Raw genomic sequence first — 23554 nt, forward strand, 5'->3', positions numbered from 1 at the left:
CCAAGCATGAACAATCAACAGATACGGGCATGATTCCGGCTGCAGGGCAGGACTCTGAGCAGAGGCTTGCTGCGAATGACCCCGTCCTCAAGGACCCTTCTACAGTAGATGTCGATAAGGTTGCCTTTGCCCTGAACGTGGATCCCAACCAGGGTCTGGCCGAGGCCGAAGCAGCTCGTCGACTGAAACTACTCGGCCCCAACGAGCTTGCTGGGGCGCCTCCCGTTCCCGCGTGGAGGAAGTTCCTCCAACAATTCAAGGATCCCCTGGTCTATCTGCTCTTGGTAGCCACAGCCATTTCGCTGGTGGCATGGGTGGTGGAGCGCTCGCACCCGGCATCGGGAGGTGGCGAACCCCTGCCTTTCGACGCCATCGTCATCATAACCATCCTCATCCTTAACGCCGCTCTGGGATATGCCCAGGAAGCCAAGGCCGAGCGGGCGGTTGACGCCCTGGCGAGTATGACTGCACCGCGTGCCTCGGTTCTGCGCGACGGTCGGGTGGTCAGCCTGGAGACCAGCAGAATCGTCCCCGGTGACGTAGTGGTTCTAGCCGAGGGCGATTCGGTCGGCGCCGATGGAAGACTGTTCCAGGCTGCGGGCCTGCGTGTGGCTGAGGCATCGCTGACTGGCGAATCATTGCCGGTGGGCAAACGGCCCAGTCGGCTTGACCAGCCCAAGGCTCTGGGCGACAGGACCAACATGGTCTTCAATGGCACTGCGGTGACCCAGGGCACCGGTCGCATGATCGTCACCTCCACCGGAATGGATACTCAGGTCGGGAAAATCGCCGGCATGCTGGCTGATACCCAGGAGGAGCCTACGCCCCTGCAGAAGGAGATGGCTAGGGTCTCCAAGCTCCTTGGTTTGGCCGTTTGTCTGATAGCCGTCCTGGTTCTGGCTGCTCTGGCTCTTATGGAAGGCTTCCAGACAACCCAGGACCTGATTGACTCCCTGCTCATGGCCGTCTCCCTGGCCGTGGCCGCCGTACCGGAGGGGCTGACGGCCATCCTGACCGTGGTCCTTGCCCTGGGCGTGCAGCGTATGGCCAAGCATCACGCCATTGTCAAGAAGCTCAGCTCAGTTGAGACGCTGGGGTCGGCATCGGTCATCTGCTCCGACAAGACGGGAACGCTGACTCGCAATGAGATGACCGTTGAGCGGGTGATTGTCCCCTCGGGACAGGTCCGACTCACTGGCACCGGGTACGCTCCTGAGGGAGCCATGCAGCCGGTCGAGGCCAGTGGGTCAGATGACCAACAGCTGACGGACGCCATCGGCTCGTCATTGGCTGAGGCGGTTGAAAAGACCCTGATGGTTGGGGCCATCGCCAACGACGGAGACCTTCACTGGCAGGTGGACCAGGCCGAACCGGGTTCCCAGTCCCAGTCTGGATCGGGACAGGGTCACTGGCAGATCGTCGGTGATCCCACCGAGGTCTCGCTGATTGTTGCCGCTCGCAAAGTCGGTGCCGATGCCAAGGCTGATGGCTACCGTCGTCTGGCCGAGATTCCCTTTACGTCCGAGCGCAAACTCATGTCGGTCCTGGCTGTCTCAAATGACGGCGACGAAGGGCAATCGCGCCTCTTCTGCAAGGGCGCTCCTGACGTGTTGCTTGGCCGATGCGACCGGATTCTCGATGGCTGCCAGGCCAGGCTTATGACTAGTGCCGATCGGGAAAGGATACTTGCCCAGGTCAGCAGTCTCTCGGCGGATGCCTACAGGACTCTGGGACAGGCGTTCCGTCCTATATCCGACCACGAATTGTCATCGCTGACCGAAGCCGACGAGGGGGAGGAGCCGTCAAGGACTATTGGGACAGACCAGGTGGACCAGTTGTCTCAGATATCTCAGCATGCCCCGGCGGTCCGTCTGTCTGCCGACAAGGTGATTCAGGAAAGCACTCAACTGGAGAGCAATCTGATCTGGACGGGCATGGTCGGAATCATTGATCCGCCCCGCACCGAGGTCCGTCATGCAGTGGATCAGGCCCACAAGGCCGGTATCAGAACGATCATGATCACTGGCGACCATCCGCTCACTGCGGCCAGAATTGCAGGGGACCTGGGCATCATCAAGCCCGGCCAGCCCGCCTGTACCGGTGAGCAGCTGGATGCCATGGACTCGGATCAGCTTCGGGAGACCACCTCCAAGGTCTCCGTCTACGCCCGTGTGGCTCCGGAGCACAAACTGAAGATCGTTGAATCGCTTCAGGACCAGGGAAATGTTGTGGCCATGACCGGCGACGGCGTCAATGATGCCCCTGCTGTCAAGACCGCGGACATCGGCGTGGCCATGGGCATCACCGGAACCGAGGTCACCAAGGAATCGGCCAAGATGATCCTGGCGGACGACAATTTCGCCACCATCGTCCGAGCCGTGCGGGAGGGCCGGGGCATATTCGACAACATCCGCAAGTTCCTGCGCTACCTGCTCAGCTCCAACATGGGCGAGGTCTTCACGGTCTTCGGCGGCGTGGTCTTCGCGGGGCTTCTGGGCATATCGCAACCCGGCATGGCAGGCGTCACCGTGCCGCTACTGGCCACCCAGCTGCTCTGGATCAACCTCCTGACCGATGCGGCCCCCGCGCTGGCCATGGGTGTGGACCCGCAGACCGACGATCTGATGGATCGCCCGCCCCGTTCCGTCAACGACCGGGTGATCGACCGGGACATGTGGGTTGACATCATCTACATAGGCCTGATCATGGCCTTGGTCACCCTGATCGGCATGGACATGCATCTGAGCGGCGGCCTCTTCACCGACAGGTCCGTCCAGGCGATCGGTCACGAGGCGCAGATCAGGGAGGCGCGGACCATGGGCTTCACCATCCTGGTCTTCGCCCAGCTCTTCAACGCGCTGGCCTCCCGCTCCTCCCGCAAGTCGGCCTTCCAGGGGCTCTTCAGCAACCTCTGGCTCTGGGGTGCCATAGGAATCTCCATACTGCTCCAGCTTCTGGTGATCTATGTGCCCTTCCTGGGCGAGGCCTTCGGCACCGTCCCCCTCCAGCCCCAGGCCTGGCTGGAGTGCATCGCGCTGGCTTCCCTGGTCCTGATCGCTTCGGAGCTGCGAAAACTACTCAACTGGGCGGTCAGACGGATACGGGCATGAATGCTTATTCCGATGCGGTGATTGGACTGGACAATGCCGCATCGGGATTGTCTCCTATGGCCTCATCCGTGGCTCGAACCTGTTCCTGCACCTGTCCCCGCTTATCCGCATACTGGCAAATATGGGGAACGATGAGCAACAGCATGCAATGGATGTTTTGTCATATTGGTGCGCGGTTGAACTGTTCTCGCCACAAAATTGGAGGGATGACCAGCTCATTGCTTTATCCTCCTCCCGCAACGACGACCACAGGGTAAGCGTTTCTGAGCAGGAGCGACTTCCATGGGATGGCATTCATGCTGATCTTCTCATCGGGCCGGTTGATAATGAGCGTCGTTCGTATACAAACCTCTATAACGACCTGCAGAGCAGGAAAATATACCGGCTGCAGACAGACATGTACGCTCGGCTGACCAAACCTTTCTCGTTTGCGGAGGATACCGAGAATTGGCTGCGGGCGCAGGCGGTCAGATCAGGACTCGACGAACGGACTATAACCGGTCTGCTTGGGGAGACGAACCGGTTATGGCTAGAGGTGGCTAAGCAGCCCGGCCCTCTGCCGGCAGGTACTGAGCTGACGGATTCCATGGTTTCGCGCCTGCTGCAGGTGGTGGAAAAGCTGTCAGCAAAGGCCAATCGACCTGGCTCAGCCTGTGCCGTTTATCGCAAGGACTATGACCGTCGATTCGCACGTCGCCCCGTCCATCAGGCAGTGAAACCTGACGAGGATTCGGAGCAGCAAGAAGCGGTGGGACGACAAAATCGATGGCTTAGGCATGAACGTTTTCGAATAGCAGTCGGGCTCTCCCAGCGTGTAGTCACGAATGCGCTGTTGAAGGCCGCCAAGCTTGTTCGAGAGCTCTCGCCAGCCGAGGAGACTGCTCAGGACGAGGTGTTGCAGGAGTTAGCGCATCGGCAGAACAGGCGCGCCGGCGGTCCTTCTACCGTGGCTTCCCTTATGGAGTTCTGCGTAGGGGATGATGGCTGTCTGGCCCCAAGATCGTTGACGCTCTCTCAATATGCCAAGGCGGTTTCCTGCCTGTTCAATCATGAAGGCTGGCCTGATTGCCCGGCTGGGTGGCCGCATATCGAAGTATTTGACGAGACGGAAAGGAAACTCAAATCCGAATTCAATCGTCTGGCTGGGGAAGACTCTGAAGACGGAGCAGATCCGGTCGGCAGATATGAGATCGAAAGCCTCATTGAACATGTAGCGGATCGGATGGGACTGGATGACCGCGCGGTGAGTAGATCTCCTCTTTTCGCTCGCGCTGACGGCTCACCACTGATCAGGGATTATGTCAATTGCCATCTGGAAGCCAGCTCAGAATCATTGAATGGCGAAATGATGGATTCCTTCTTCCTAGAAGATCTTGAGGGCCTTTACCAAAATGGACCTGACATATTTTCTGAGCCGGTCAGACGGTATCTGTCGACTGGTCATCCTCGACGGTTCGATCTGCAGAAGGACCCTGAAGGGCACCTGGTCGGCGATTTTACGGAACCTGCCAGCATGCCGTTCGGGCGATGGCCGAGTGCTTCCAATCAATTCCAGTCAACAGGTCAGCAACTGGCGATCAATCAAATACGGGCGGCCCTGGAGGGATATGGCAGCTCATCGCTTCTAGGTGTCAATGGCCCTCCTGGAACAGGCAAGACCACCCTGCTCAAGGATGTGGTAGCCGAGATTATTGTGGCCAGGGCTCGTCGGTTGGCAGGATTCTCCCGTCCTCAGGATATTTTCACATCCCGGAGGCTGGCCAGAGCAACTTCGGAAGAGGGCAAGGACTACGTCTACTGGACGCTTGATCCGTCGGTGACCGGCTTTGAGATTGTCGTTGCTTCCAGCAACAACAAGGCTGTTGAAAACGTCAGCCAGGATCTGCCCAGTGCCGATGCTATAGACGCCGAGTGGGAAACCTATATTGACAGTGAATTCAAACAGGTTCCCTGTGGATTCGCTTTTCGAGACTTTGCCGGGCAAATTACCGATCGCAGGAGCCAGGATAATGAGAGCGGTTCTTCAAATGCCTCATCCGCTTGGGCTCTTATATCGGCGGTCTTGGGGAATATGAGCAATAAAAACCGATTCCTGTGGCCCTTCAAAAATGAGTTTATCTATAAATCATTGAGATATAGGCCAGATGAAAGGGCCAGTAGGACCAATTGGACAAAGGCCAGGAACGACTTTAATGCTGCTCTGGAGAAGGAAGAGAGCATTCGCGCCAGGAAAATTGCCCAGTATAAACTTTTGCGTTCTTATTCAGACCTGTGCAATCAGCGATCCGATCTGTCAGCCGAGCTGAAAACCCTCAATGAACAACTTCATGGCATGAAAGCAAGCCGCTCAAGGTATGTCGGACAGGTTCAATCGATGGAACGGCAGATGTCGGATGCTGGCCAGGCTGCCAATAATGCGCAAGCTGCTTGGGAACAGGCTGATAGCATTTGTCAGGTTCACTTGTCTTACTGGAAGGCGCATCCACTAAGGTCGTTTTTCCACAGCCGCGAAAGGCAGCAGGACGAGCTTAAGGTACGTACTGATCTGGAGCAGGCACGTCGTGCAAAGCAGCATTTCGATGAGCAGGCCAGCACGGTCCATCAGCGGTTGCAGTCCTTCTATGGAGGGTTGGAAGTCGGTGATCAGAAGTTAGGGGAATGCCAAAAACAGATTGCGACCTTGACCAGGCAACTTACTGCTCTTGAACAGCAAATTGCTGAAGCCGAACAGATTCAGTGGCCCATGCCCGACATTGGCGATGATCATGTTGCGTGGATGGACCGGGAATGGAGCAAGGCGCGGACGGAGGTCTACATCAAGGCGTTGGCTCTTCATCAGCAGGCCGTTATGGATGATGCCCACCAGTTCATGTGCAATCTTTCCCTGGCTTGCGCTGTGATGCAGTCGAATGGCTTTACGGATGACGAGAGGCTGGTGGCTTGGCAGACCTTCTTCCTGGTAATTCCAGTCGTATCCTCGTCCTTTGCTTCAATATCCAGAATGTTTTCTGGGATAGGCAAGGAGGCGCTCGGCTGGGCGATTGTGGATGAGGCCGGACAGGCCCTGCCCCAGGCTGCTACTGGTCTGTTGCAGCGTGTGAAGCATGGGGTTGCAGTTGGAGACCCTATGCAGCTCCAGCCTGTGGATACCATGCCCAAGCCGATGCGTGAACTCCTGGCGAGCACCCATCACCTCCAGCGCCTGGGACTGGAATCCGAAAACATGCAGGCTTTGGTTGATTACCAGACGCCTTGCGGTCTGCTGGACGAGACGGATGACCACTGGCTGGGGATGCCTCTGGTGGTCCATCGGCGCTGTGATGAACCCATGTTTTCCATATGCAACGATATGGCCTACTCCGGCAGGATGGTGCGTGTAGGGCCGGAGCATCAGCCCTGTGCCTATCTATCCGGTCCTCATGCGGGAGATGAGCTGCCGGTTTCCTGTTGGTACGATGTGCCGCCGAATTCCGGCGAAACCGGGAGAACGCAATGGAGGCCGCAGGAGGGCTATGAACTCCACAAGCGTCTGTGCGGGCTCTTCAAGGGAGGGATTGACCCCACCAATATTCTGGTCATCGCTCCGTTCAGGGCTGTGGCCAACCAGGTGCGTGACGCCTTCGCGGATGCCTTGCGGCAATGCACTGGTTGCAGCAGCAGCGAAGCGAACCGGCTGGCATCAAGTCAGGCCGGAACCGTACACACCTCCCAGGGGCGGGAAGCCGATGTGGTCTTCATCGTTCTTGGCAGCAGAGCTGGTAGGCGTGGAGAAGGCTCTCGTTCATGGGTTAATGGGTCGCCCAATCTGCTCAACGTCGCCGTGTCGCGAGCCAAGCGCCGTGTCTACGTGGTCGGCAATCTCGCTGATTGGAAGAATGGAACCTATACGTTCAGGATCGCCAAGAGCCTACCGGTGGAGGCTAATGCGGAAGTTTGAGCGATATGGGATTCAGTTGTACTTAATCGTGAGGCACTCCCTCTTAATTGTAGGGCGGATACCTGTCTGTCATTTTGATGCTCAAATGGTGCTGAAAAGAGACTCGTCTTGAGAATAGAGAAGGAGTTACCTTGTGATGGTTTATGGATTAATTATCAAGGGCATCTATCTGTATCTCATAACTGATTCAATGAATATTTATATCTGTGATTAGTTGCTCGATTTTAATACAGCGACGCAGCCCAATGGTGTCTTATCGGCAGCGATTTCTTTAGTTCTGGGAAGTACAGCCTAAACAATAGTCAGATAGGCTCTGCCGTTTCAATGGAAGTCTAAAAGTTGCTTCTTTGAGTCAGTAACATTCTGAATTGCATTAACAATGGGATTTCCTGTTTGTATTAATCTGGGAATATGAGTCAACATTCAGATCTGTATCTCTCGTTTCTTCAGGATGAGCCTATCGGGTCTGCTGCAGACGATAAGTATAATCGTAGCACGTACGTACGGAACCTTGCATTAAGTTTGAGCCGGTTCCCGGGGTCGGAATCTCTTGTTGTCGGCATTCAGGGACCGTGGGGGTCAGGCAAAACTTCGTTGAAGAACATGCTTGTTGAGCAGCTTGCCTCGACTTCTTCTAAAAAAGGAAAAGGGAAAAAGCAAGAAGAAAAGGTCATAGTTGTAGAATTTGAGCCTTGGATATACTCAGGTAGCGGTCGCCTGGTGACTCTGTTGTTCAATCAGATTTCCCTGACGTTGTTAGGGAAGTTGGGCACCGCGAGGCATAACATTGCGAATGTTCTCAAGCGTGCGGCAAATAAAGCGGCACCTATTTCTGGTTTAGCTCCTGCTCAAGTGCAGATGATTGCTAAAGCGTTCGGGAACCTTGGGGAAGCCTTGGAGCCTGACAATCAAGACATCGATAGACTTTCGGAACGACGAAAGGATCTGAAGGAAAAACTGGAAGAATCAGCGACTAGAATTGTCGTGTTTATTGATGATCTGGACCGTCTGATGGATGACGAGGTCACGGATGTGATGCGAGCTGTCAAGGCTGTAGGCGATCTGCCCTATATGACGTATGTGTTACTGTATGACAGGGATTCCGTTACCAAGTCGCTGGATAAGAGCTGCCATGGCAAGGGCGACGAATACCTGAAGAAAATAATCCAGGTCCCAATTGGAATGCCGGAGCTTCCCCAGGAGGTTGTATACGACCGATTGGAAGATGGATTGACAGGCATCATCGGCGAGAAGAGAGCCGAACAAATCTACGAGAAAGTCCAAAATGCTCAGTTCGGTGACAGCTCGCTGCCTATCTATGACGCTTGTGTAAAGCCGTTCGTCCGCACCATGAGGGACGCCAACCGTCTGATAAATGAGTTCATGCTGTGCTATCAGGTACTGAGAGATGATGTGGAGCCGATGGATCTGCTTGGCATTACCAGTCTGGAGGTGTTTAATCCCGATCTGCACCGTTGGATCATGGCGAGCAAAGACTATCTTTGTGATTCCGACTTACCCATCACAGGACGTTTAATGTTAGATCACAAAGTTGAGGTCAAAGCACATTTGTCGACTCTGCCAACATATGGCACTGACGCTAAAGACAGGGATTTGCGTGCTGTTGAGTCCCTGTTCCCTTTTGTCGCCTATTGCGTGGACAGTTTATATACGCGCCCGGATGAGGTGGGGCGAGCTATACACCGTCCGGAGCATTTCAATACTTACTTCCGGCTTTCTATAGGAAATAATCTCATTCATGAAGCAGAGTATAGGAAGTTATTGGTCGATGACTCACTGGGTGAAGAAGACCTGGATGATGAGCATTGGCTCATTGTCTCCAGCAAGGGATTTAGTGACAAGCCGGCGAAATACCTAAGCGTGGCGGATGCAGGTAGATGCGCGTTAGTTGTCGGTTTCTGCCTGGAACTGGAAGCGAGGCACCGCGTTGTTTATCCAAGTTGCATATCCCACGATGTGGCAACAGCCATCATGAAGAAAGACTATACCGGAGAACGAAGCGAAGCCATTGTGCAGGCGATTGCAGACTCGAATTCTCCAGTGTCGATGATCGTTGCCGCTTGCATGGCCTATGAGATCCGTCGCGCAATCCATAGAGCAAAAAGTCCAGAAAAAGATACACAAGAACAAGTGGAATCCAAACCTACCATTGGCCTCATGAACAATGTGGCAATGTTCGACAGCCTACCATTCTGCCAAGATTCTGAGGATATTGAGGATAGTGGATTGGAACGGGGTCTCATGTCGTTGTGTAAAAAGCTCAAATGTACAAATTGCAGGCATCCACAGACGCCTCTGAGCGGAAGGCTTCTGCAGTGGTATGCCTCAGCAATCCCTCTTATATTTACTAAGACCGATGATAGGTACAGGGCATTTAGCGCTTTTCAAGATCTAGTGGACGATACCAAGTTTGTTGATTATGCGCTTTATGCGCTGATTCAAGAACAGGGGGGTGGATTCATTGTGGATGCACCGCTGTTGAAACGCTTCATTACCTGTGAAAGAATCCAGACGTCTCTAAAGTTATGGGATAACGATCCTAATTCCATAGAAGATATCAAACTTCTTGCCGCGTATGATGTGGCATACAAAAGCAACAATCATGCTAAATTCGTAAACAATGGGGAAGTGGATTTTCTTGTTGAAAATTGGAAACATGAACGACATAGCGATTCTGGTTTCGATCATCCTTTATCTTAAATGATTCCGGGTAACGTGGAAATCTTGCTAAGGCATCGCGCGCGAGGGCTCCCTTGACTCCAGCTTGCATGGCAGCGCGTCAGAAGGTTGGGTTAGTGTTGCCACCTTTTTCTATGAAGCAGGTGAAACAGCTTATGCTAACCGGTGGAGAAAACAATGGGCTAAAAGAGACAGTCAGGGAGGTTAACTATCAGAACAGTGTTTATTCAGTGTGTCTGGAAGTTAGTTGTTTGATCAAGTGCGGAGTAGCGAAATGATACTGTGCTGTAATTTGCCACTATCGTAACGCGTCCGCTATGTTCATTGCTGGTTGCCTTCTAGAGGTTAGGTGGTTTCAGGCGAAAATAGCTCAGTTAATGATACTGGCGTCAAATGCAGGTTAATAACAGTTGGGCCGTATCGCTAATGCCCTTGGTCTAGGTATGACCACAGCCTTCAAGACGTTTATGGTTAGATCATTCGGGATCGGAGGTTGTCGCTTGGGCCTAAGGCGAAGAAAGTACGTAAAGGCCCAAACTACCCGGCTGTGGGGGCAGGCATCAAGGATCGCAGGACAGGGAAGGTCTTGGTGGACTTAGACTAGTAGCTGGTGATGGCTTTAATGAGGTTTGCTCTGGTTTCTGCTGGTATATCTATGAAATGTTAGAGGGAACATAGTTCACAGATATGTCCTGTTAGTCGTTCGAAGATTTGTCTGATTTGATAACCAAAAACTCTGAAAAGCTGATATGCGCTTTAAAGGCGCATAATAGTGTGTATGTCCTGCAAAGTATGCAGTGATTAGTACAAATAGGTATCTGAAAGTCTGTTGCAGATCTAGCATATAGAGGGTATATAGCCTATGTGTTGCAATTGGATTTTTTCAATCGGGAGCAGAAGGAGCGCGCAGCGAGTACCCAGCTTTGGCGCTACATACTAAGGCTGAATATGAGTATCTCACCTGACATGTATAGACAGGTGAGATACCCATGAGTTAAGTTACTTCTGTGACAGCTTGGCAATGAGACGCCTATTCTTTTCGTTTTCTACGATGCGGTAGGTTGCTTGCCAAAGAGTTTTGGATTTGCCTACGGACTGGGGGTTAGTGTCCGTGTCAAAGACTGTCTGGACAAGTGTGACACCTATAGCCTGCCAGATTTGGATTGGGTCGAATTCCCAATCGAGATCTCCGTTGCCCTTGGTGTGGAGAAGAGCGCGGAATGCACCGTAGATCGGCATGATGAATCCGGAAGAGATGTTGTAGTCTTTCTTCCGTTGCAAAAATTCAGTACGGTCCTTATTGGTGTTTTCGATGCCACGAATGCTGCCGAATTTGGCTCCTGAACCATTCATTTTCTTATAGTCTCTGTACTTTTCTGCCATTTCCAGCTCGATGGTCTCGTACAGATTCACGAGGCTTGGAACAAGAGGCAGCAGCCTGCGGTAAATGTTGTCCGCGGTGGGTTGGTTGCCGGAAGAGTGTTTGTCCCATTCGTTCTTATAGTCCTTGAAAACGTTGGCTTTGCCCGAGTATGCAGCTACAGGCACAGAAGTATCGTCTGGGAAACGAGAGATGTTGAACGCGTACATCAGCCTAAGCAGGTCAGCAATCGGGATCCGCTTGTCCTCATTGTCCTTGTATGCGATGTCCTGCCCATACGGCTCGTTGGCTATTCCTTCCTTGATGAAGTCGAATCGGTCTTCGAGGTTGAACAGCGCGATATCGCTGACCTGCACAGAGGTGTTTCGAGCATCCGAGAGTGCTGCGACATCTAGGTCGGCTCCGACGAAGATTTCGAGTTTGACGTACTTATCTATATCTTCGGGAATCTGATCCCTCCTTTCTTTGATGGCCTCATAGGTGTGGCCGCCGTCAAGGACGCCGTATCTATCCTCATCGTGGTCGAAATCAATGGTGATGAGGGAATTCGAGGCATCGAATTTGACTTCATTGGCCAACAGGACCATTCCACGGTTGTGGATATCGAAGTACGGATCAGTCCCTGAGACAGCTTCCAGCAGCTTTTTCGCCGTTGTAGTGCGCATATTCACTTCGCGTGGATTAACCTTGGTGGGCATGTCTGCAGGGAGGTCCCTCATGTTTGTCCAAGCAAAATATGTTGTAACAGTGGGGTCTGACGGCGATTTGACGGCCCGTAATGCCTTAATGGGGAATGTCATTTTCATTATATGCTCCTTTGTTCTCATGAGCCGGCCTGTTTGACTGGTTGCTTCGTCTTCGTTCATCGAAGACAATTTAATAAAAGCATTAAGAAGCTTAAAAAGCAATAAGAACTATGGTGGTGTTTTTGTACCATGGTTCCTCTATAATAGAGTTATGACAGTAAGAAATCGTAATAATGCCCGCAATTCCATTGATAGGCCGGTCATGGTCAGGATCGGTGAAATAATCAAACAGCTTAGGAAGAGTTTGACTGATGTAAATCCACCTACCCGGGAGGGCTTTATTGATGCTGGCTCAGATCTCGGGTTGCCAGCTGATTGGATCACGGAGAAATCACTGGCGAATATCGAGAATGGATTGAACATGCCTTCGCTCAGGACTCTCTATAATCTGTCGATCGCTCTACAGACAGATACTACGGAACTGTTTATCAAAATATCTCAGGCTTTTCTTAACGATGATGAGCGCAAACCATTGAGTAGGCAGTGGGTAGAGTAGCTAGACGGGCATTTTACCCTACAAAGTCTGCGGCGGTCTTAATATATGTACCCATTACTCCCCGGAATTACTGCGTTGATGATAGGAGGTGTTGTCTTAACACGTATTGAATATGGCCTGTATTGGCCGAATTGAAATACGGACCTGCGGTGGGCTCAATTGTATTGCCTGCAGGTAATAAATAATTAATGATAGCTTTTATGCGAGTAGTCATTTGCATATGTTTCTACATTATTGAATAACTAATCCAAAGTGCCCCCCGTGGGACTCGAACCCACAACCCACGACTTAAAAGGACGCTGCTCTAACCATTGAGCCAGAGGGGCAACATGGCACAGTATACCTCATACTTGGCCGACGGCACATCGCGGCGGCCTGTCCACTGGATGGCCACATAGGGCCGGGTACCGCCGGCCGACCCTTCCGATTGCCAGACTCGTCGCTGTCTGATGTTCGGCCCGTCCCTTTGCTAATGTCGTGCAGGAGTACACCGCGTTGAATGAACATCACGGGATTTCGGGGAAAGAGTGAAGCCTCTGCCGACGGAGCGCGAGACAAGAGACAAGAAAGACAGGCACCACGCTTACGCATCACCCATCCATATTCGCTCCTCTTTACGGGATTTGGACCATGACAGCCCCTTGGACCCCTTCGGCACCCAAATACTGGTCCATCAGAAGGCCATCGCTGGCAACGTCAAGATCTCCCGGGGCATGCGCTCCCACCTGACTCCGGGTGACTTCTATGACATCAGCTACGGCGGCGTGGTCAACGGTCATCGTTCGGATGGGACACATTCCTGGCTGATTTCCAGTGACCGCCGGGAGGACATTGAGGACTGGCGCTGGGACTGTCAGCTACAACCGGCACAGGTCATCCGATTCGGGGTGGAGTACATGCGCTCGCTGGAGCCGTTGAATGCCGGCACCCTGGTCTGACAGCTCAGTGACGAATGGCGGGTGATCTCCTGGGCGGCGGTGGACTATAACGGGCATCGCAGGCCCCTCTGCTTCGCCCTCGCGCGATTTCTTCGCTCTTCGCCTAGTCTCCATTCAGTCCGAGGTCTCAAAGGCCTACCGGGCTGAGTACAGTTGGGTTGGCATGCCTGTCATCACCGACCAGCTGGCCTTGGTCTTGGTCAACGATACCCGTCGGGCCTGGGAGGGTCAGTGGGGGTGGAGCGCCGCCGCTTGGATGGAACCGTTCTGGCCACTCAAATCACCCGGGTCACTGATCGGCAGGGGAGCAGGCCCAGGTGGTTCTGGAGGCCGCAGTGGTCGCCTTCTGTGGCCCCACCCAGGAGATTCTGGTGTTCAGCCCCGATCGGCCAGGTTTTGCTAGGGTCATTTACAATCCGGCCGGGGTCGTCGCCGGGCCCTCCGGCAAGACCCTCTTGAAGCCTCTATTGAGGCCGAGGACTGCGGCCATCGATTGACCTTGACTGCTGGGGCGTATGCCCCCGACGTCTTCTGCATGGTGGACAAGGCGGACCCTGCCGCCTCAACCGACGGCGGCATGGCCACCATCCTGCCCGGGCCAGGTGGTCGGTGTCTGTCTGTACGGCACTTTCCACCTTCCTTCTGGCTGCCGATCTGGCAGTCCTCACTCATGTCTCATGCGTGTCAATTCCCTTCGTGGTAATTGTGAGGTAAGTTAATTAATTAGGTCTCGGCTGCCCGCTGGTGTATGAGCAGATTCGGACAAAGAAGTGCAAAGACCCGCCAGAAGACCGCAGACCCAGGCAAACCCACCGACAAGACGAATTCCAAGGAAGGATTTCGATGAATCTGGATTATCTCGCCAATATCAAGCCATCCCACCGTCAGCTCGATTGGCAGCGCATGGAAATGTATGCTTTCATGCACTTTGGCATGAACACGATGACCGGCCGCGAATGGGGCCTGGGCCACGAGGATCCTGCCCTCTTCAACCCGGCGGACCTGGACTGCGACCAGTGGATGGAGACCTTTAAAGCCGCTGGCATGACGGGGGTGATCCTCACCTGCAAGCATCACGACGGATTCTGCCTCTGGCCCAGTGCCTACACCGATCACAGCGTGGCCAGCTCTCCCTGGAAGGGAGGAAAGGGCGATGTGGTCCGCGAGGTCTCCCAGGCCGCCCACCGTCACGGCCTCAAGTTCGGTGTCTACCTGTCTCCCTGGGACAGGACCGAGGCCACTTACGGGCAGGGCAAGGCCTATGACGACTACTATGTCAACCAGCTGATAGAGCTTCTTACCCACTACGGACCCGTCTTCAGTGTTTGGATGGACGGAGCCAATGGTGAGGGACCCAACGGTAAGATCCAGGCCTATGACTGGCAACGCTATTTCAACGTGATTAGGGCCCTTCAGCCGGAAGCGGTCATCAGTATCTGCGGACCTGATGTCCGTTGGTGCGGCAACGAGGCCGGCAAGGCACGCGAAAACGAGTGGAGCGTGGTTCCAGCATCCCTCAGCCATGCAGAGTGGAAGATGGGCAAGGGGGAACTGGACCATCTCGCCAACCCCGATTGGGTTGTGCGTTCTGAAGATGAGGATCTGGGCAGTCGCAAGGTTCTTGAACAGTACGGCGGCCCCCTGGTCTGGTACCCGGCTGAGGTCGACACCTCCATCCGGCCCGGCTGGTTCCACCATGCCAGCGAGGACGACAAGGTGCGCACGGCTAACGAACTTTTCGACATCTGGTCCACCACTGTCGGCGGGAACGCCAATCTTGTGCTCAATGTGCCGTCGAACGCCCAGGGGAAGATCAGCCAGCCCGATGTGGATTCCCTGACCGGTCTGGGTCGCAGGATCCGTGAATTCTGGCACGGGGCCGTCACCGAGGGTGCCAAGGTGTCCGTCTCCTCCAACGCCTGCGGGAGTGACCCACAGGCCCTCCTGTCCACTGGTGTGGACTCCGGCTGGTGGCTGGCCGCTGCGGATGATGAGCATCCCACCGTTACCATTGATTTCGACCGTCCCCGACAGGTGGATGGGCTCATCCTTCGTGAGCACATCGAGGTCGGCCAGCGGGTGGAACAGGTCGTCATCAGTGCCGAGCTTGATGGTGAACTCCGCCAGGTGGCAGAGGTGGGGGCCATTGGGTATCAGCACTTTGCACAGGTCGGTCCACTGACCACCAGCCACCTGGAGGTCAGCGTGACCAGGTCGCGTGGCCCCGTGGCCTTGGACACCTGCCTGGTCCGCGAGGGTGGTGCCAGGACCGAGTAAGACAAACACGGGGCTAAGGCAGGCTGCCACCATCGTGTGGCTGGCCGCTGTGACTGGATAGACGGGATATTGAACAATCTGCCGGGGCTTCTGCCTGGAAGAGATTCCGAGGCGCTTCTGCGTACGGGCGGCAACATCGGCTATTCAGTTCGTCCGGATTGTCGCGGGCGGGGCTATGCCGGGCTGATGCTGGGTCTTAAGGCAACATTGTTACGTTACCTGGTGGTGGGAAAGCTCAAAGAGCAACCGCTCACTACAACTGCCCCGTCGGTAAAACGTACAAGTATAAAGCATGGGTAGATGTTGATTTATTGCACTACGCAGATCCGGCTGCATTAGGCTGATCGAAAGAAATCTCCGTAATCTGCAAACGCTAGTCGTATGTTATCGAATCCGCTATCCGGCTTCTTTCACAGCATTGTTAATATCCTGAATGGCGGATTCGATTAAATCTTCTCTTGTGGTTTCCGGAGCGAAAATCTCATTGATCAATTCGATCAGACGTGCATTGAATTGTTCCATCTTGTGCTTGGGAACTGCAAGCTGCGTTCTTCCTATGGTTGCGTCATGTAAGTAGTCCCTGAGAAATAGGGGAACGTTCTCATATTTGACTTCGTAGTCACTCGTATTTTCCTGTCTAGAAAAGCGGGCCGTTACTCCGTACTGCAAAGTAACCGAGAAATCCTCAATGCCGTTCCGCTCGATACTGTTCCCTGTCAAAATGCGCTCCCTCCAATATTATTCAAAGCTCTATCTCATCATGCGAAGAACTGGAATGTTGCCTAGAACATCCAACGTTGTTTAGCGGTTGACACATTCACAGCGATGACAAGAGCACAGGTATTCATCTGCCAAGTCTACGCAATTATTGGGTTCGGTTGTCCGGCATGAGTGAGTAATTGGACGGACTCGTACGCACATTTACTATGCTTGCTACCTATTTTTCGTTCCACACCGAACGTTTGTTTTGTGGATAGCAAGCGTAGCTTTGGGGGGCAAGGCTCATTCCTGTTTTGCCGGACTGTGGGATATCCGAACCCAGTAAGATCTGCTAAGGCGGCTCTAGAACCATTCGCCGGCTTTCCATGCGTCGATGATGTTCACACCCCGATAAGCTTCATAGACACGATCAACAGCCTTCTTGAAACTTTGTTTAAAACTTCTCGTAACGTTCGATGAACCGAATTGTTGGTAGAGCAGTTGCCAGGACACGAGTCTAAGCTCTCGAGTTAAGGATATGTCCTACCAGAGACCTGCACCGCGCCATTCACGCAGTGGCCGATGGGAATGCAGTGCTCACCCCCCTCCCCGTATCACAGCAGAGCTCATCAACCGCGACAGAGCTTATGTCCGGCATAAGCTCAGTAATCCGCCGGCCAGGCAGCAGCTGGACAAACTGACCTCCAGGGAGTACAAGATAGCCGGGCTCATCGCTCGATGATTCTCTAATCAGGAAATAGCCCAGTGCCTCACTCTCGAAATCACCTCCGTCAGACGCTACGTAAGTCGCATACTTGACAAGACCGGCCTGCGGGACCGCACGCAAATTGTCATTACATGGTTTCAGGCGGGAATGTCTGACTGACGATCCTTGACCGGTTGTTCCGGGCATCGTAAGGCGAAAAGCAGAAAGGACGATGAATTCCAGAGCGAGGCTTTTGCTGATCTGATGAAGCTGAAGCTGGAGCTAGAGCTTCGAACGTAAGTTTGGGAGAACCTTTATTGAACATTGTGATTCTTGCTGTATTGAGTTCCGACTACTCACCCATGTGCGCGATGTTCCTGTGGCGCTTGTCTTCTTTGGAAACTCGAGTTCCGTTGAATGCTGCTCAGGTAAGCTGAAGCACAAAGGGGTGGCCAAGTACTCGGCAGAAGAGGTGGACCATGGGAATCCGTCTGGTGAGGCTGGACCGGCCGGGAGCAGTGGGTGCCGAAGCGATTTGGGAATATCTGCAGGTCTGTCGTGCTCGAACTGAGGATGAAGCGGCTGGGCTCGGCCCCTTGGAGGGCTGCCACAGCCTGGATGAGGTTCGTCGGTTTGGTCTGCCGGAGGTGGCTCGTCAGGCGCGTGGTGATGATCTGCCGCCGGGGTTTGTGCCCGCCCTGCAGTTCGCCGCCATGGACCCCAGCGGCAAACTGGTGGGGATGATTCAACTGAGGTTGCAGCTTACGCAGGCGCTTCTGCGAGTGGGCGGCAACATCGGCTATTCAGTTCGTCCGGATTGTCGCCGGCGGGGTTATGCCGGGCTGATGTTGGATGATTGCCTGCGACGGGCGGCCGGTCTGGGCATGAGTCGGGTCCTGATCACCTGCTCCCCGTCGAATCTGGCCAGTCGCCGTACCATCCTCTCTCGAGGCGGGCAATTGGAGAATGTGCTTTCTAGCGGTTCTGGTCAGTCAGTAGAACGATATTGGATTGATTTGTCTACCGAGTAAAAAGGCCAAAGAACGCGTCAGCATGAACCAGTGTGAAAGAGACCGATAGATTCATCGTGTCTTAGCGCGTCTGTGGGGTTCTTCTGAGAGAATGGCAGGTATGGTCTGGATGATTGTCCTGGTATGGGTGCTGGTGGTGGTGGCATTCATCGTATTTGTCATGCGCTTGGCGCTTGGCGAGTCCCAGGACCGTGCTTTTTCCCAGTCTCTGGATGAGCGTGTGCGTAAGGCCGCCCGCCGTCAGCAGGAGCGAGAGAATAAGCTGCCGCGGATTGCAGGAGGGCACCTGTCGTTCGCCCCCGGCTCGGGCGAGGATGCGCCAACAGCTGAGGACCTTGCACATTCCTATCCGGTCTATGTCAACTCCTCCTCCGTGGTGGAGGTTCGAGGCATGCTGGCCTCCGATTCCACGGACGAGATAAATCTGCCCAGGCCGCCCAGCACTGATTCTGCATCGTCGGCTAGCCCGAGGCAACGGAGGAATGCCGTGCCATCGGTTTCTGCGGCCTCCGGTCCTCCAGCCCCCAGGAACTCTACCTTGCGATCGTCCAGCCCTGAGCCTTCGCATCCGCAGCGGCGGGAGCCTCAGCCCATCACCTCCGACGTCATGCCTTCAGTCAAGAGCGGTTCGCAGACGGAAACGAGTCACCCGAGCGGAAAGTGACCGCTCATGATGACCATCCGTGTCCCTTTTCGCCTTTAGGCTGGTACCTATGACAACACAGCAGCTCCTTATTCTTATCGCGGTGTTGATCGTCCTGGTGCTGGCAGTGGCCGGCATTCTGGTGGCGGTCCGTAAGCGCCGGTCCCAGGGGGATTCCACGCGCCCAGGCAGGGTGCAAGAGTCTGATGATGGCCGCTCTTCTCTGTCCCCGGAGTCTGCGACGGCCGCAGCAAAGGGTCGAGCTGAAGGCCAACCTGGTGCCTCCCCAGCAGCTTCATCGGCTGACCAAAGTGTCCAATCTGCCTCTCCTGCATCGGGCGCATCCCACAATCCGGACGCTTCTACGGGTTCAGCGGGTTCAGCGGGTTCAGCGGGCTCAGTCGATTCAAGGGCGTCCAGTCAGTCGTCTGCGGTCGGGCAAGTGGCATCGTCGGCGCAGGAGGAGCTAGCTCATCCGGAGACCTCCGCATCCCGCATGACCAGGCTCAAGGCCAGGCTGGCCAAGAGCCCCAACCCCTTCGGCAAGGCTCTCTTTGCCATTCTGACCAAGGACCATCTGAGCGAGTCCGACTGGGAGGATGTGGAAGACACCCTGCTCATGGCGGATGTGGGTGCCGATGCCAGTGAACAGCTGGTGAAGCAGCTGCGCGACGATGCTCGGATCACAGGGCAGAAGGACCCCGCAGCAGTGCGTCGTGGCCTTCGTCAGCGCCTGATCGATCTGGTCGACCCCGATATGGACCGGACTCTGGCGGCTGCCCGACCTCAGGCCAACAGGCCGTCGGTCATCATCATGGTGGGCGTCAACGGCACAGGCAAGACCACCACGGCGGGCAAGCTGGCCAGGCTCTTCGTGGCCGATGGCAAGTCGGTGGTCATGGGGGCCGCCGACACCTTCCGTGCCGCCGCCGCTGACCAGCTGGAGACCTGGGGTGGCAAGGTGGGCGTGCCCGTGGTCCGCAGCGACCGCGACGGTGCCGATCCGGCCTCGGTGGCCTTCGAAGCTGCGGAACGGGCCAAAAACGATCAGGCAGATGTCCTCATTGTGGACACAGCCGGACGTCTGCAGAACAAGGCCAACCTCATGGATCAGCTGGGCAAGATCCGGCGGGTGATCGAGAAGAACCTGCCCGTGGACGAGGTTCTGCTGGTCCTGGATGCCACCACCGGGCAGAACGGGATGATCCAGGCCCAGGTCTTCGCCCAGGCCATCGGGGTCACGGGCATCGTCCTGACCAAGCTGGACGGCTCGGCCAAGGGCGGCATTGTCATATCTGTTCAGCGGGAGCTGGGCGTGCCCGTCAAGCTGGTCGGGCTGGGCGAGGGGCCCGACGATCTGGCCGTTTTCGATCCGGAGTCCTTTGTCGACGGCATCCTGGGAGACGAGTAGTCCTGCCGGTGGTTGGTCATAAGGTGGTCATCCAATAGTCACCCGGAGGTAATGCGGCGGTGACCTGACCGACATCCTCGTCCTGTTTGATGAATCGGGAAGTGGAAGAGAATCTGACGTAGGCTGTCCGGAGGGAAGCACTCGTTATCGGGGCTGCCCGCCCGGATGGGGAAAAGAGAGGTGTAGGCATGGATTCTGGAAATGCTGCCTGGATGCTGGTAGCGGCATCCATGGTTTTCCTGATGACTCCAGCGGTGGCTTTCTTCTATGGGGGTATGGTCCGAGCCAAGGCTGTACTCAACATGATGATGATGTCCACCCTGGCCATTGCCGTGACTGGGGTTATCTGGGCCTTCTGGGGCTGGTCGATTTCCTTTGCAGGCAAGGACATCGGAGGCGTCTTCGGCGACCCCATCACCGGCTTCCTGCTCAAGGACACGGTCACAGCCAAGAATGGGGTCTTCACCTCGCTTGATTCCGCAAACGCCGCCTACCCGCACACGGTGGACATCGCCTTCCAGGCCGCCTTCGCCATGATCTGCGTGGCCCTGATCTCGGGAGCCCTGGCAGAGCGAGTCAGAATCAGCACCTGGATGATCTTCGTGGCCCTCTGGGTCACCTTGGATTACGCACCCATGGCCCACATGGTCTGGAATCACGGACTGCTGGCTGCCGATGGACCCATCTCCAACGCCATCGGGGCTCAGGCGCACGACTTCGCAGGCGGTACGGTCATCCACATCAACGCGGCAGTAGCAGCCCTGGTCATTGTGCTCATCATCGGCAGGCGAATCGGCTTCCCCAAGGAGTCCATACGTCCCCACAATGTGCCCATGGTCATGCTGGGTGCCTTCCTGCTCTGGTTCGGCTGGTTCGGCTTCAATGCCGGTTCCGCCTTCGCCGCCAACGGCACGGCTGGATATGCCTGGGTTTCCACGACCATAGCCGCCAGCGGCGCCACCCTGGGCTGGCTCTTTACTGAGCGGGTCCGCACCGGGCATTACACCGCCATGGGTGCTGCATCCGGCATGGTCGCCGGCCTGGTGGCCATCACGCCAGCGGCCGACGTGGTTTCCCCGCTATGGGCCATGGTCATCGGCCTCCTGGCTGGTTTCGTCTGCTGCCTGGCCTGCGGGCTCAAGTTCCGCTTCGCCTATGACGACTCCTTGGATGTGGTAGGCATCCACGGTGTGGGTGGTTTATTGGGCACGCTGTTGATAGGCTTCTTTGGTACCGGCACGGGCTTCCTGGCCGGCGGCGATTTCCGGCAGCTGCTGGTTCAGTTCCTGGTGGCGCTGATTGCGATCATCTACGCAGCTGCAGTAACCGGTGTGATCGCCTTTGCGCTGGAGAAGACCATTGGTTGGCGGGTCAGTAAGGATCAGGAGGTCATCGGCGTCGATCAGAGCGATCAGGGTGAGAGCGCCTACGACTTCGGATCCATTCTGAACTGATCGGAAAGGAAGGCAGCATGAAACTCATTACCGCCATCATTCAGCCCGGGCGGCTGGATCAGATTAAACAGGCCCTGACCGAGGTCGGCGTGCACGGTATGACCGTCTCGTCAGCCCAGGGCTATGGTCGGCAGGGAGGCCATAAGGAGGTCTACCGGGGCAGCACTGTCAAGGTGGACCTGGTTCCCAAGGTGCGCCTGGAGGTGCTGACCGAGGATCGCCGGGTCGACGAGCTGGTCGACACTATCGTCCAGGCCGCCGCCACCAACACCGTGGGCGACGGCAAGGTCTGGGTGCAGACCCTGGACTCGGTGGTCAGGGTCCGCACCGGGGAGACGGGTGTAGACGCCATCTGAGGCAGCCGCCTGCTGCCATCTGCATGTCGTCTTCCTCCTACTGACTAGTTTCGCAGGATCCCGTCGCTGTGGCTCATTTCATGGCCGAGCGGTCGGAGTCCTGCTTTTTCTATGTCTTTTCAGGCTTCCTTGGCTTGGCTGATCGTCCCCATCCAGACGTCGGTGCGCGTTCTCAAGCCATTGCAGATGGCCCTGACGCCGATGAAGAGGACATTGAGTACGGCCCAGAGCATGGCTATCCGCCAGGTGGGCGTCCAGTTCATGGCCAGAGCCGTCATGCCCAGCAGGCCGATCAGGTAGATCACAGCCGTCAGGGAGCAGGTGGCCGCCAGGTAGCGATAGTCCCCGGCCCCGATCAGAATCCCGTCCAGGGCCCACATCCATCCCGCGACGGGCATGAAGACTCCCTGGACGATCATGCCCACGGTGATCAGCGACCTGATGGCCGGCGTGGGGCTGAACAGTGGGGCGGCGAAGAGGCCCAGGGCGATCATGACCAGTCCGACCAGCACTCCCATGGCCATGCCGGCCTTGGCCGACAGGTCGGTCATGACCCGTGCCCGTGACCGCTGTCCGGCGCCCAGTTCGGTGGCTACCAGTGACTGACCGGCGATGCCTACGGCATCCAGCATGTTCAGTCCGAAGTTCCAGGCCGAGTTGACCCCCTGATAGGCCGCCAGCACCTGCTCGCCCAGGTGGGCCGCAGCCACCACGGTCATAAAGAGGCAGACCCGCAGGGCCAGGGTCCGCAGGAAGAGCGGGAAACCGTCGCCCATGCTGGCCGCCATGCCTGAGAGCCGGGGCCGCAGTTGGGCGCCTTCCCGGCGGGCCCATACCAAGGCGGGGATGGTCAGGAAGAGCCCCATGGCCCACTCGGCGATCAGGGTGGCCAGGCCCGAGCCCAGAATGTCCATGTGCAGGCCGAAGACCAGCAGAATCTCAAGGGCGGTGTTGAGGATGGCGCCTGACACGGCGGCCACCAGGGTGATCTTTACCTTTTGAAGTCCGCGGAAGATGCCGTTGGCTGCGTAGACCAGGAGCATGGCCGGAAGGCCGAAGACCAGGGCATTCAGGTAGGTCTGCGCCGCCTGCAGGACCGGCCCGCGGGCTCCCATCAGGCTGCAGATGGGCCGGCTCAAAGCCAGGAGAACGGCGCAGACCACCAGACCGATGACGAAGGCCAGCCACATGCCGTCCACACCGGCCTGCATCCCCTCCCGGCGGCGACCGGCGCCCATGAGTCGGGCCACCTGGGAGGTGGTCCCGTAGGCCAGAAAGATGCACAGGCCCACGGTGGTCAACACCACGGTGGATCCGATGGAGAGCCCGGCTAGGGCCGAGTCGCTGATGTGGCCCACGATGGCGGTGTCGATCATGACGAAGAGCGGGGAAGCAATCAGCTGGCCGAAGGTGGGTATGGCCAGTCCAGCGATGGTCCGGTAGGTCGCCCGCCGCTCTTCCGGCGTGATTGATCCGGTCTTGGTTTCGGGGATGTTCCTGTGGCTGCGCATGGACGCCATGCTAATGCTCTGGACTGAAGACACAACCCCTGAAAGCCAGTCCGTGGACGTCCTGTCGTGGATGCCGTATCACCAAACAGCCCTGAGTG

The 23554-nt window shown here is 56.0% G+C and carries 16 protein-coding genes and 1 tRNA gene; 13 read left to right on the forward strand and 4 right to left on the reverse strand.

The window, feature by feature from the left end; all coding sequences use genetic code 11:
• The first annotated feature begins 29 nt into the window (after positions 1-29).
• From H3V04_RS07245 to H3V04_RS07255, 3 genes are all read left to right on the forward strand, one after another.
• Entirely contained in the window at positions 30-3110 is a 3081-nt protein-coding gene (locus H3V04_RS07245; protein ID WP_198188025.1) for a cation-translocating P-type ATPase, read from the forward strand.
• Positions 3111-3231: 121 nt separating this feature from the next.
• Positions 3232-7047 carry an AAA domain-containing protein gene (locus tag H3V04_RS07250; protein WP_198187787.1) on the forward strand — a complete coding sequence of 1272 codons (3816 nt, stop codon included), beginning with the start codon at positions 3232-3234 and terminating at the stop codon, positions 7045-7047.
• Between the two features lie 411 nt (positions 7048-7458).
• Entirely contained in the window at positions 7459-9768 is a 2310-nt protein-coding gene (locus H3V04_RS07255; protein WP_198187789.1) for a P-loop NTPase fold protein, read from the forward strand.
• A gap of 978 nt (positions 9769-10746) precedes the next feature.
• Here the strand turns inward: H3V04_RS07255 and H3V04_RS07260 are convergent.
• A complete protein-coding gene (locus tag H3V04_RS07260) occupies positions 10747-11994 on the reverse strand; it encodes an AIPR family protein (protein ID WP_198187790.1) in 1248 nt (415 codons plus the stop codon).
• A 91-nt stretch (positions 11995-12085) separates the two neighbouring features.
• On the opposite strand from H3V04_RS07260, the gene H3V04_RS07265 reads away from it, so the two are divergent.
• Positions 12086-12430, forward strand: a complete 345-nt coding sequence (locus H3V04_RS07265; RefSeq protein WP_198187792.1) for a helix-turn-helix domain-containing protein — start codon at positions 12086-12088, stop codon at positions 12428-12430.
• A 253-nt stretch (positions 12431-12683) separates the two neighbouring features.
• On the opposite strand, the gene H3V04_RS07270 is transcribed toward H3V04_RS07265, so the two are convergent.
• Positions 12684-12756 (reverse strand) — tRNA-Lys (locus H3V04_RS07270).
• Between the two features lie 201 nt (positions 12757-12957).
• Here H3V04_RS07270 and H3V04_RS07275 point away from each other — a divergent pair.
• From H3V04_RS07275 to H3V04_RS07285, 3 genes are all read left to right on the forward strand, one after another.
• Complete coding sequence (locus H3V04_RS07275) at positions 12958-13368, forward strand: hypothetical protein (protein WP_198187794.1); 411 nt, start codon at positions 12958-12960, stop codon at positions 13366-13368.
• 317 nt (positions 13369-13685) lie between these two features.
• Entirely contained in the window at positions 13686-13865 is a 180-nt protein-coding gene (locus H3V04_RS07280) for a hypothetical protein (RefSeq protein WP_198187799.1), read from the forward strand.
• A 346-nt stretch (positions 13866-14211) separates the two neighbouring features.
• Entirely contained in the window at positions 14212-15645 is a 1434-nt protein-coding gene (locus H3V04_RS07285; protein WP_198187800.1) for an alpha-L-fucosidase, read from the forward strand.
• Positions 15646-16041: 396 nt separating this feature from the next.
• On the opposite strand, the gene H3V04_RS07290 is transcribed toward H3V04_RS07285, so the two are convergent.
• Positions 16042-16365 carry a hypothetical protein gene (locus H3V04_RS07290; RefSeq protein WP_198187802.1) on the reverse strand — a complete coding sequence of 108 codons (324 nt, stop codon included), beginning with the start codon at positions 16363-16365 and terminating at the stop codon, positions 16042-16044.
• Between the two features lie 760 nt (positions 16366-17125).
• Here H3V04_RS07290 and H3V04_RS10550 point away from each other — a divergent pair.
• The 6 genes from H3V04_RS10550 to H3V04_RS07315 all read left to right on the forward strand — a co-directional run bounded on the left by H3V04_RS10550 (position 17126) and on the right by H3V04_RS07315 (position 21945).
• The gene (locus H3V04_RS10550; protein WP_373564714.1) at positions 17126-17230 is read left to right on the forward strand and encodes a hypothetical protein; all 105 of its coding nucleotides are present in this window, start codon (positions 17126-17128) and stop codon (positions 17228-17230) included.
• 299 nt (positions 17231-17529) lie between these two features.
• The gene (locus tag H3V04_RS07295) at positions 17530-18081 is read left to right on the forward strand and encodes a GNAT family N-acetyltransferase (protein WP_198187803.1); all 552 of its coding nucleotides are present in this window, start codon (positions 17530-17532) and stop codon (positions 18079-18081) included.
• A gap of 100 nt (positions 18082-18181) precedes the next feature.
• Positions 18182-18745, forward strand: a complete 564-nt coding sequence (locus H3V04_RS07300; protein ID WP_198187805.1) for a hypothetical protein — start codon at positions 18182-18184, stop codon at positions 18743-18745.
• A gap of 202 nt (positions 18746-18947) precedes the next feature.
• The gene (gene ftsY / locus H3V04_RS07305; RefSeq protein ID WP_373564715.1) at positions 18948-20135 is read left to right on the forward strand and encodes a signal recognition particle-docking protein FtsY; all 1188 of its coding nucleotides are present in this window, start codon (positions 18948-18950) and stop codon (positions 20133-20135) included.
• Between the two features lie 188 nt (positions 20136-20323).
• The gene (locus tag H3V04_RS07310) at positions 20324-21589 is read left to right on the forward strand and encodes an ammonium transporter (RefSeq protein ID WP_198187810.1); all 1266 of its coding nucleotides are present in this window, start codon (positions 20324-20326) and stop codon (positions 21587-21589) included.
• A gap of 17 nt (positions 21590-21606) precedes the next feature.
• Entirely contained in the window at positions 21607-21945 is a 339-nt protein-coding gene (locus H3V04_RS07315) for a P-II family nitrogen regulator (protein WP_029678271.1), read from the forward strand.
• 119 nt (positions 21946-22064) lie between these two features.
• Here H3V04_RS07315 and H3V04_RS07320 read toward each other — a convergent pair whose 3' ends face one another.
• Positions 22065-23456, reverse strand: coding sequence for an MATE family efflux transporter (locus H3V04_RS07320; RefSeq protein ID WP_232342622.1), 1392 nt, complete (start codon positions 23454-23456; stop codon positions 22065-22067).
• Positions 23457-23554: the final 98 nt, after the last annotated feature.

It is taken from the genome of Bifidobacterium sp. M0353 (genome assembly GCF_016100645.1).
In the GTDB taxonomy this organism is placed as follows: Bacteria; Actinomycetota; Actinomycetes; order Actinomycetales; family Bifidobacteriaceae; genus Bombiscardovia; species Bombiscardovia choladohabitans.

Coding starts and splice junctions, on each gene's coding strand:
- H3V04_RS07260 (WP_198187790.1), bottom strand. CDS start 11,994: ATGAACGAAGACGAAGCAACCAGTCAAACAGGCCGGCTCATGAGAACA.
- H3V04_RS07310 (WP_198187810.1), top strand. CDS start 20,324: ATGGATTCTGGAAATGCTGCCTGGATGCTGGTAGCGGCATCCATGGTT.
- H3V04_RS07300 (WP_198187805.1), top strand. CDS start 18,182: ATGGTCTGGATGATTGTCCTGGTATGGGTGCTGGTGGTGGTGGCATTC.
- H3V04_RS07255 (WP_198187789.1), top strand. CDS start 7,459: ATGAGTCAACATTCAGATCTGTATCTCTCGTTTCTTCAGGATGAGCCT.
- H3V04_RS07250 (WP_198187787.1), top strand. CDS start 3,232: ATGGGGAACGATGAGCAACAGCATGCAATGGATGTTTTGTCATATTGG.
- H3V04_RS07320 (WP_232342622.1), bottom strand. CDS start 23,456: ATGCGCAGCCACAGGAACATCCCCGAAACCAAGACCGGATCAATCACG.
- H3V04_RS07315 (WP_029678271.1), top strand. CDS start 21,607: ATGAAACTCATTACCGCCATCATTCAGCCCGGGCGGCTGGATCAGATT.
- H3V04_RS07245 (WP_198188025.1), top strand. CDS start 30: ATGATTCCGGCTGCAGGGCAGGACTCTGAGCAGAGGCTTGCTGCGAAT.
- H3V04_RS07265 (WP_198187792.1), top strand. CDS start 12,086: ATGACAGTAAGAAATCGTAATAATGCCCGCAATTCCATTGATAGGCCG.
- H3V04_RS07285 (WP_198187800.1), top strand. CDS start 14,212: ATGAATCTGGATTATCTCGCCAATATCAAGCCATCCCACCGTCAGCTC.
- H3V04_RS07295 (WP_198187803.1), top strand. CDS start 17,530: ATGGGAATCCGTCTGGTGAGGCTGGACCGGCCGGGAGCAGTGGGTGCC.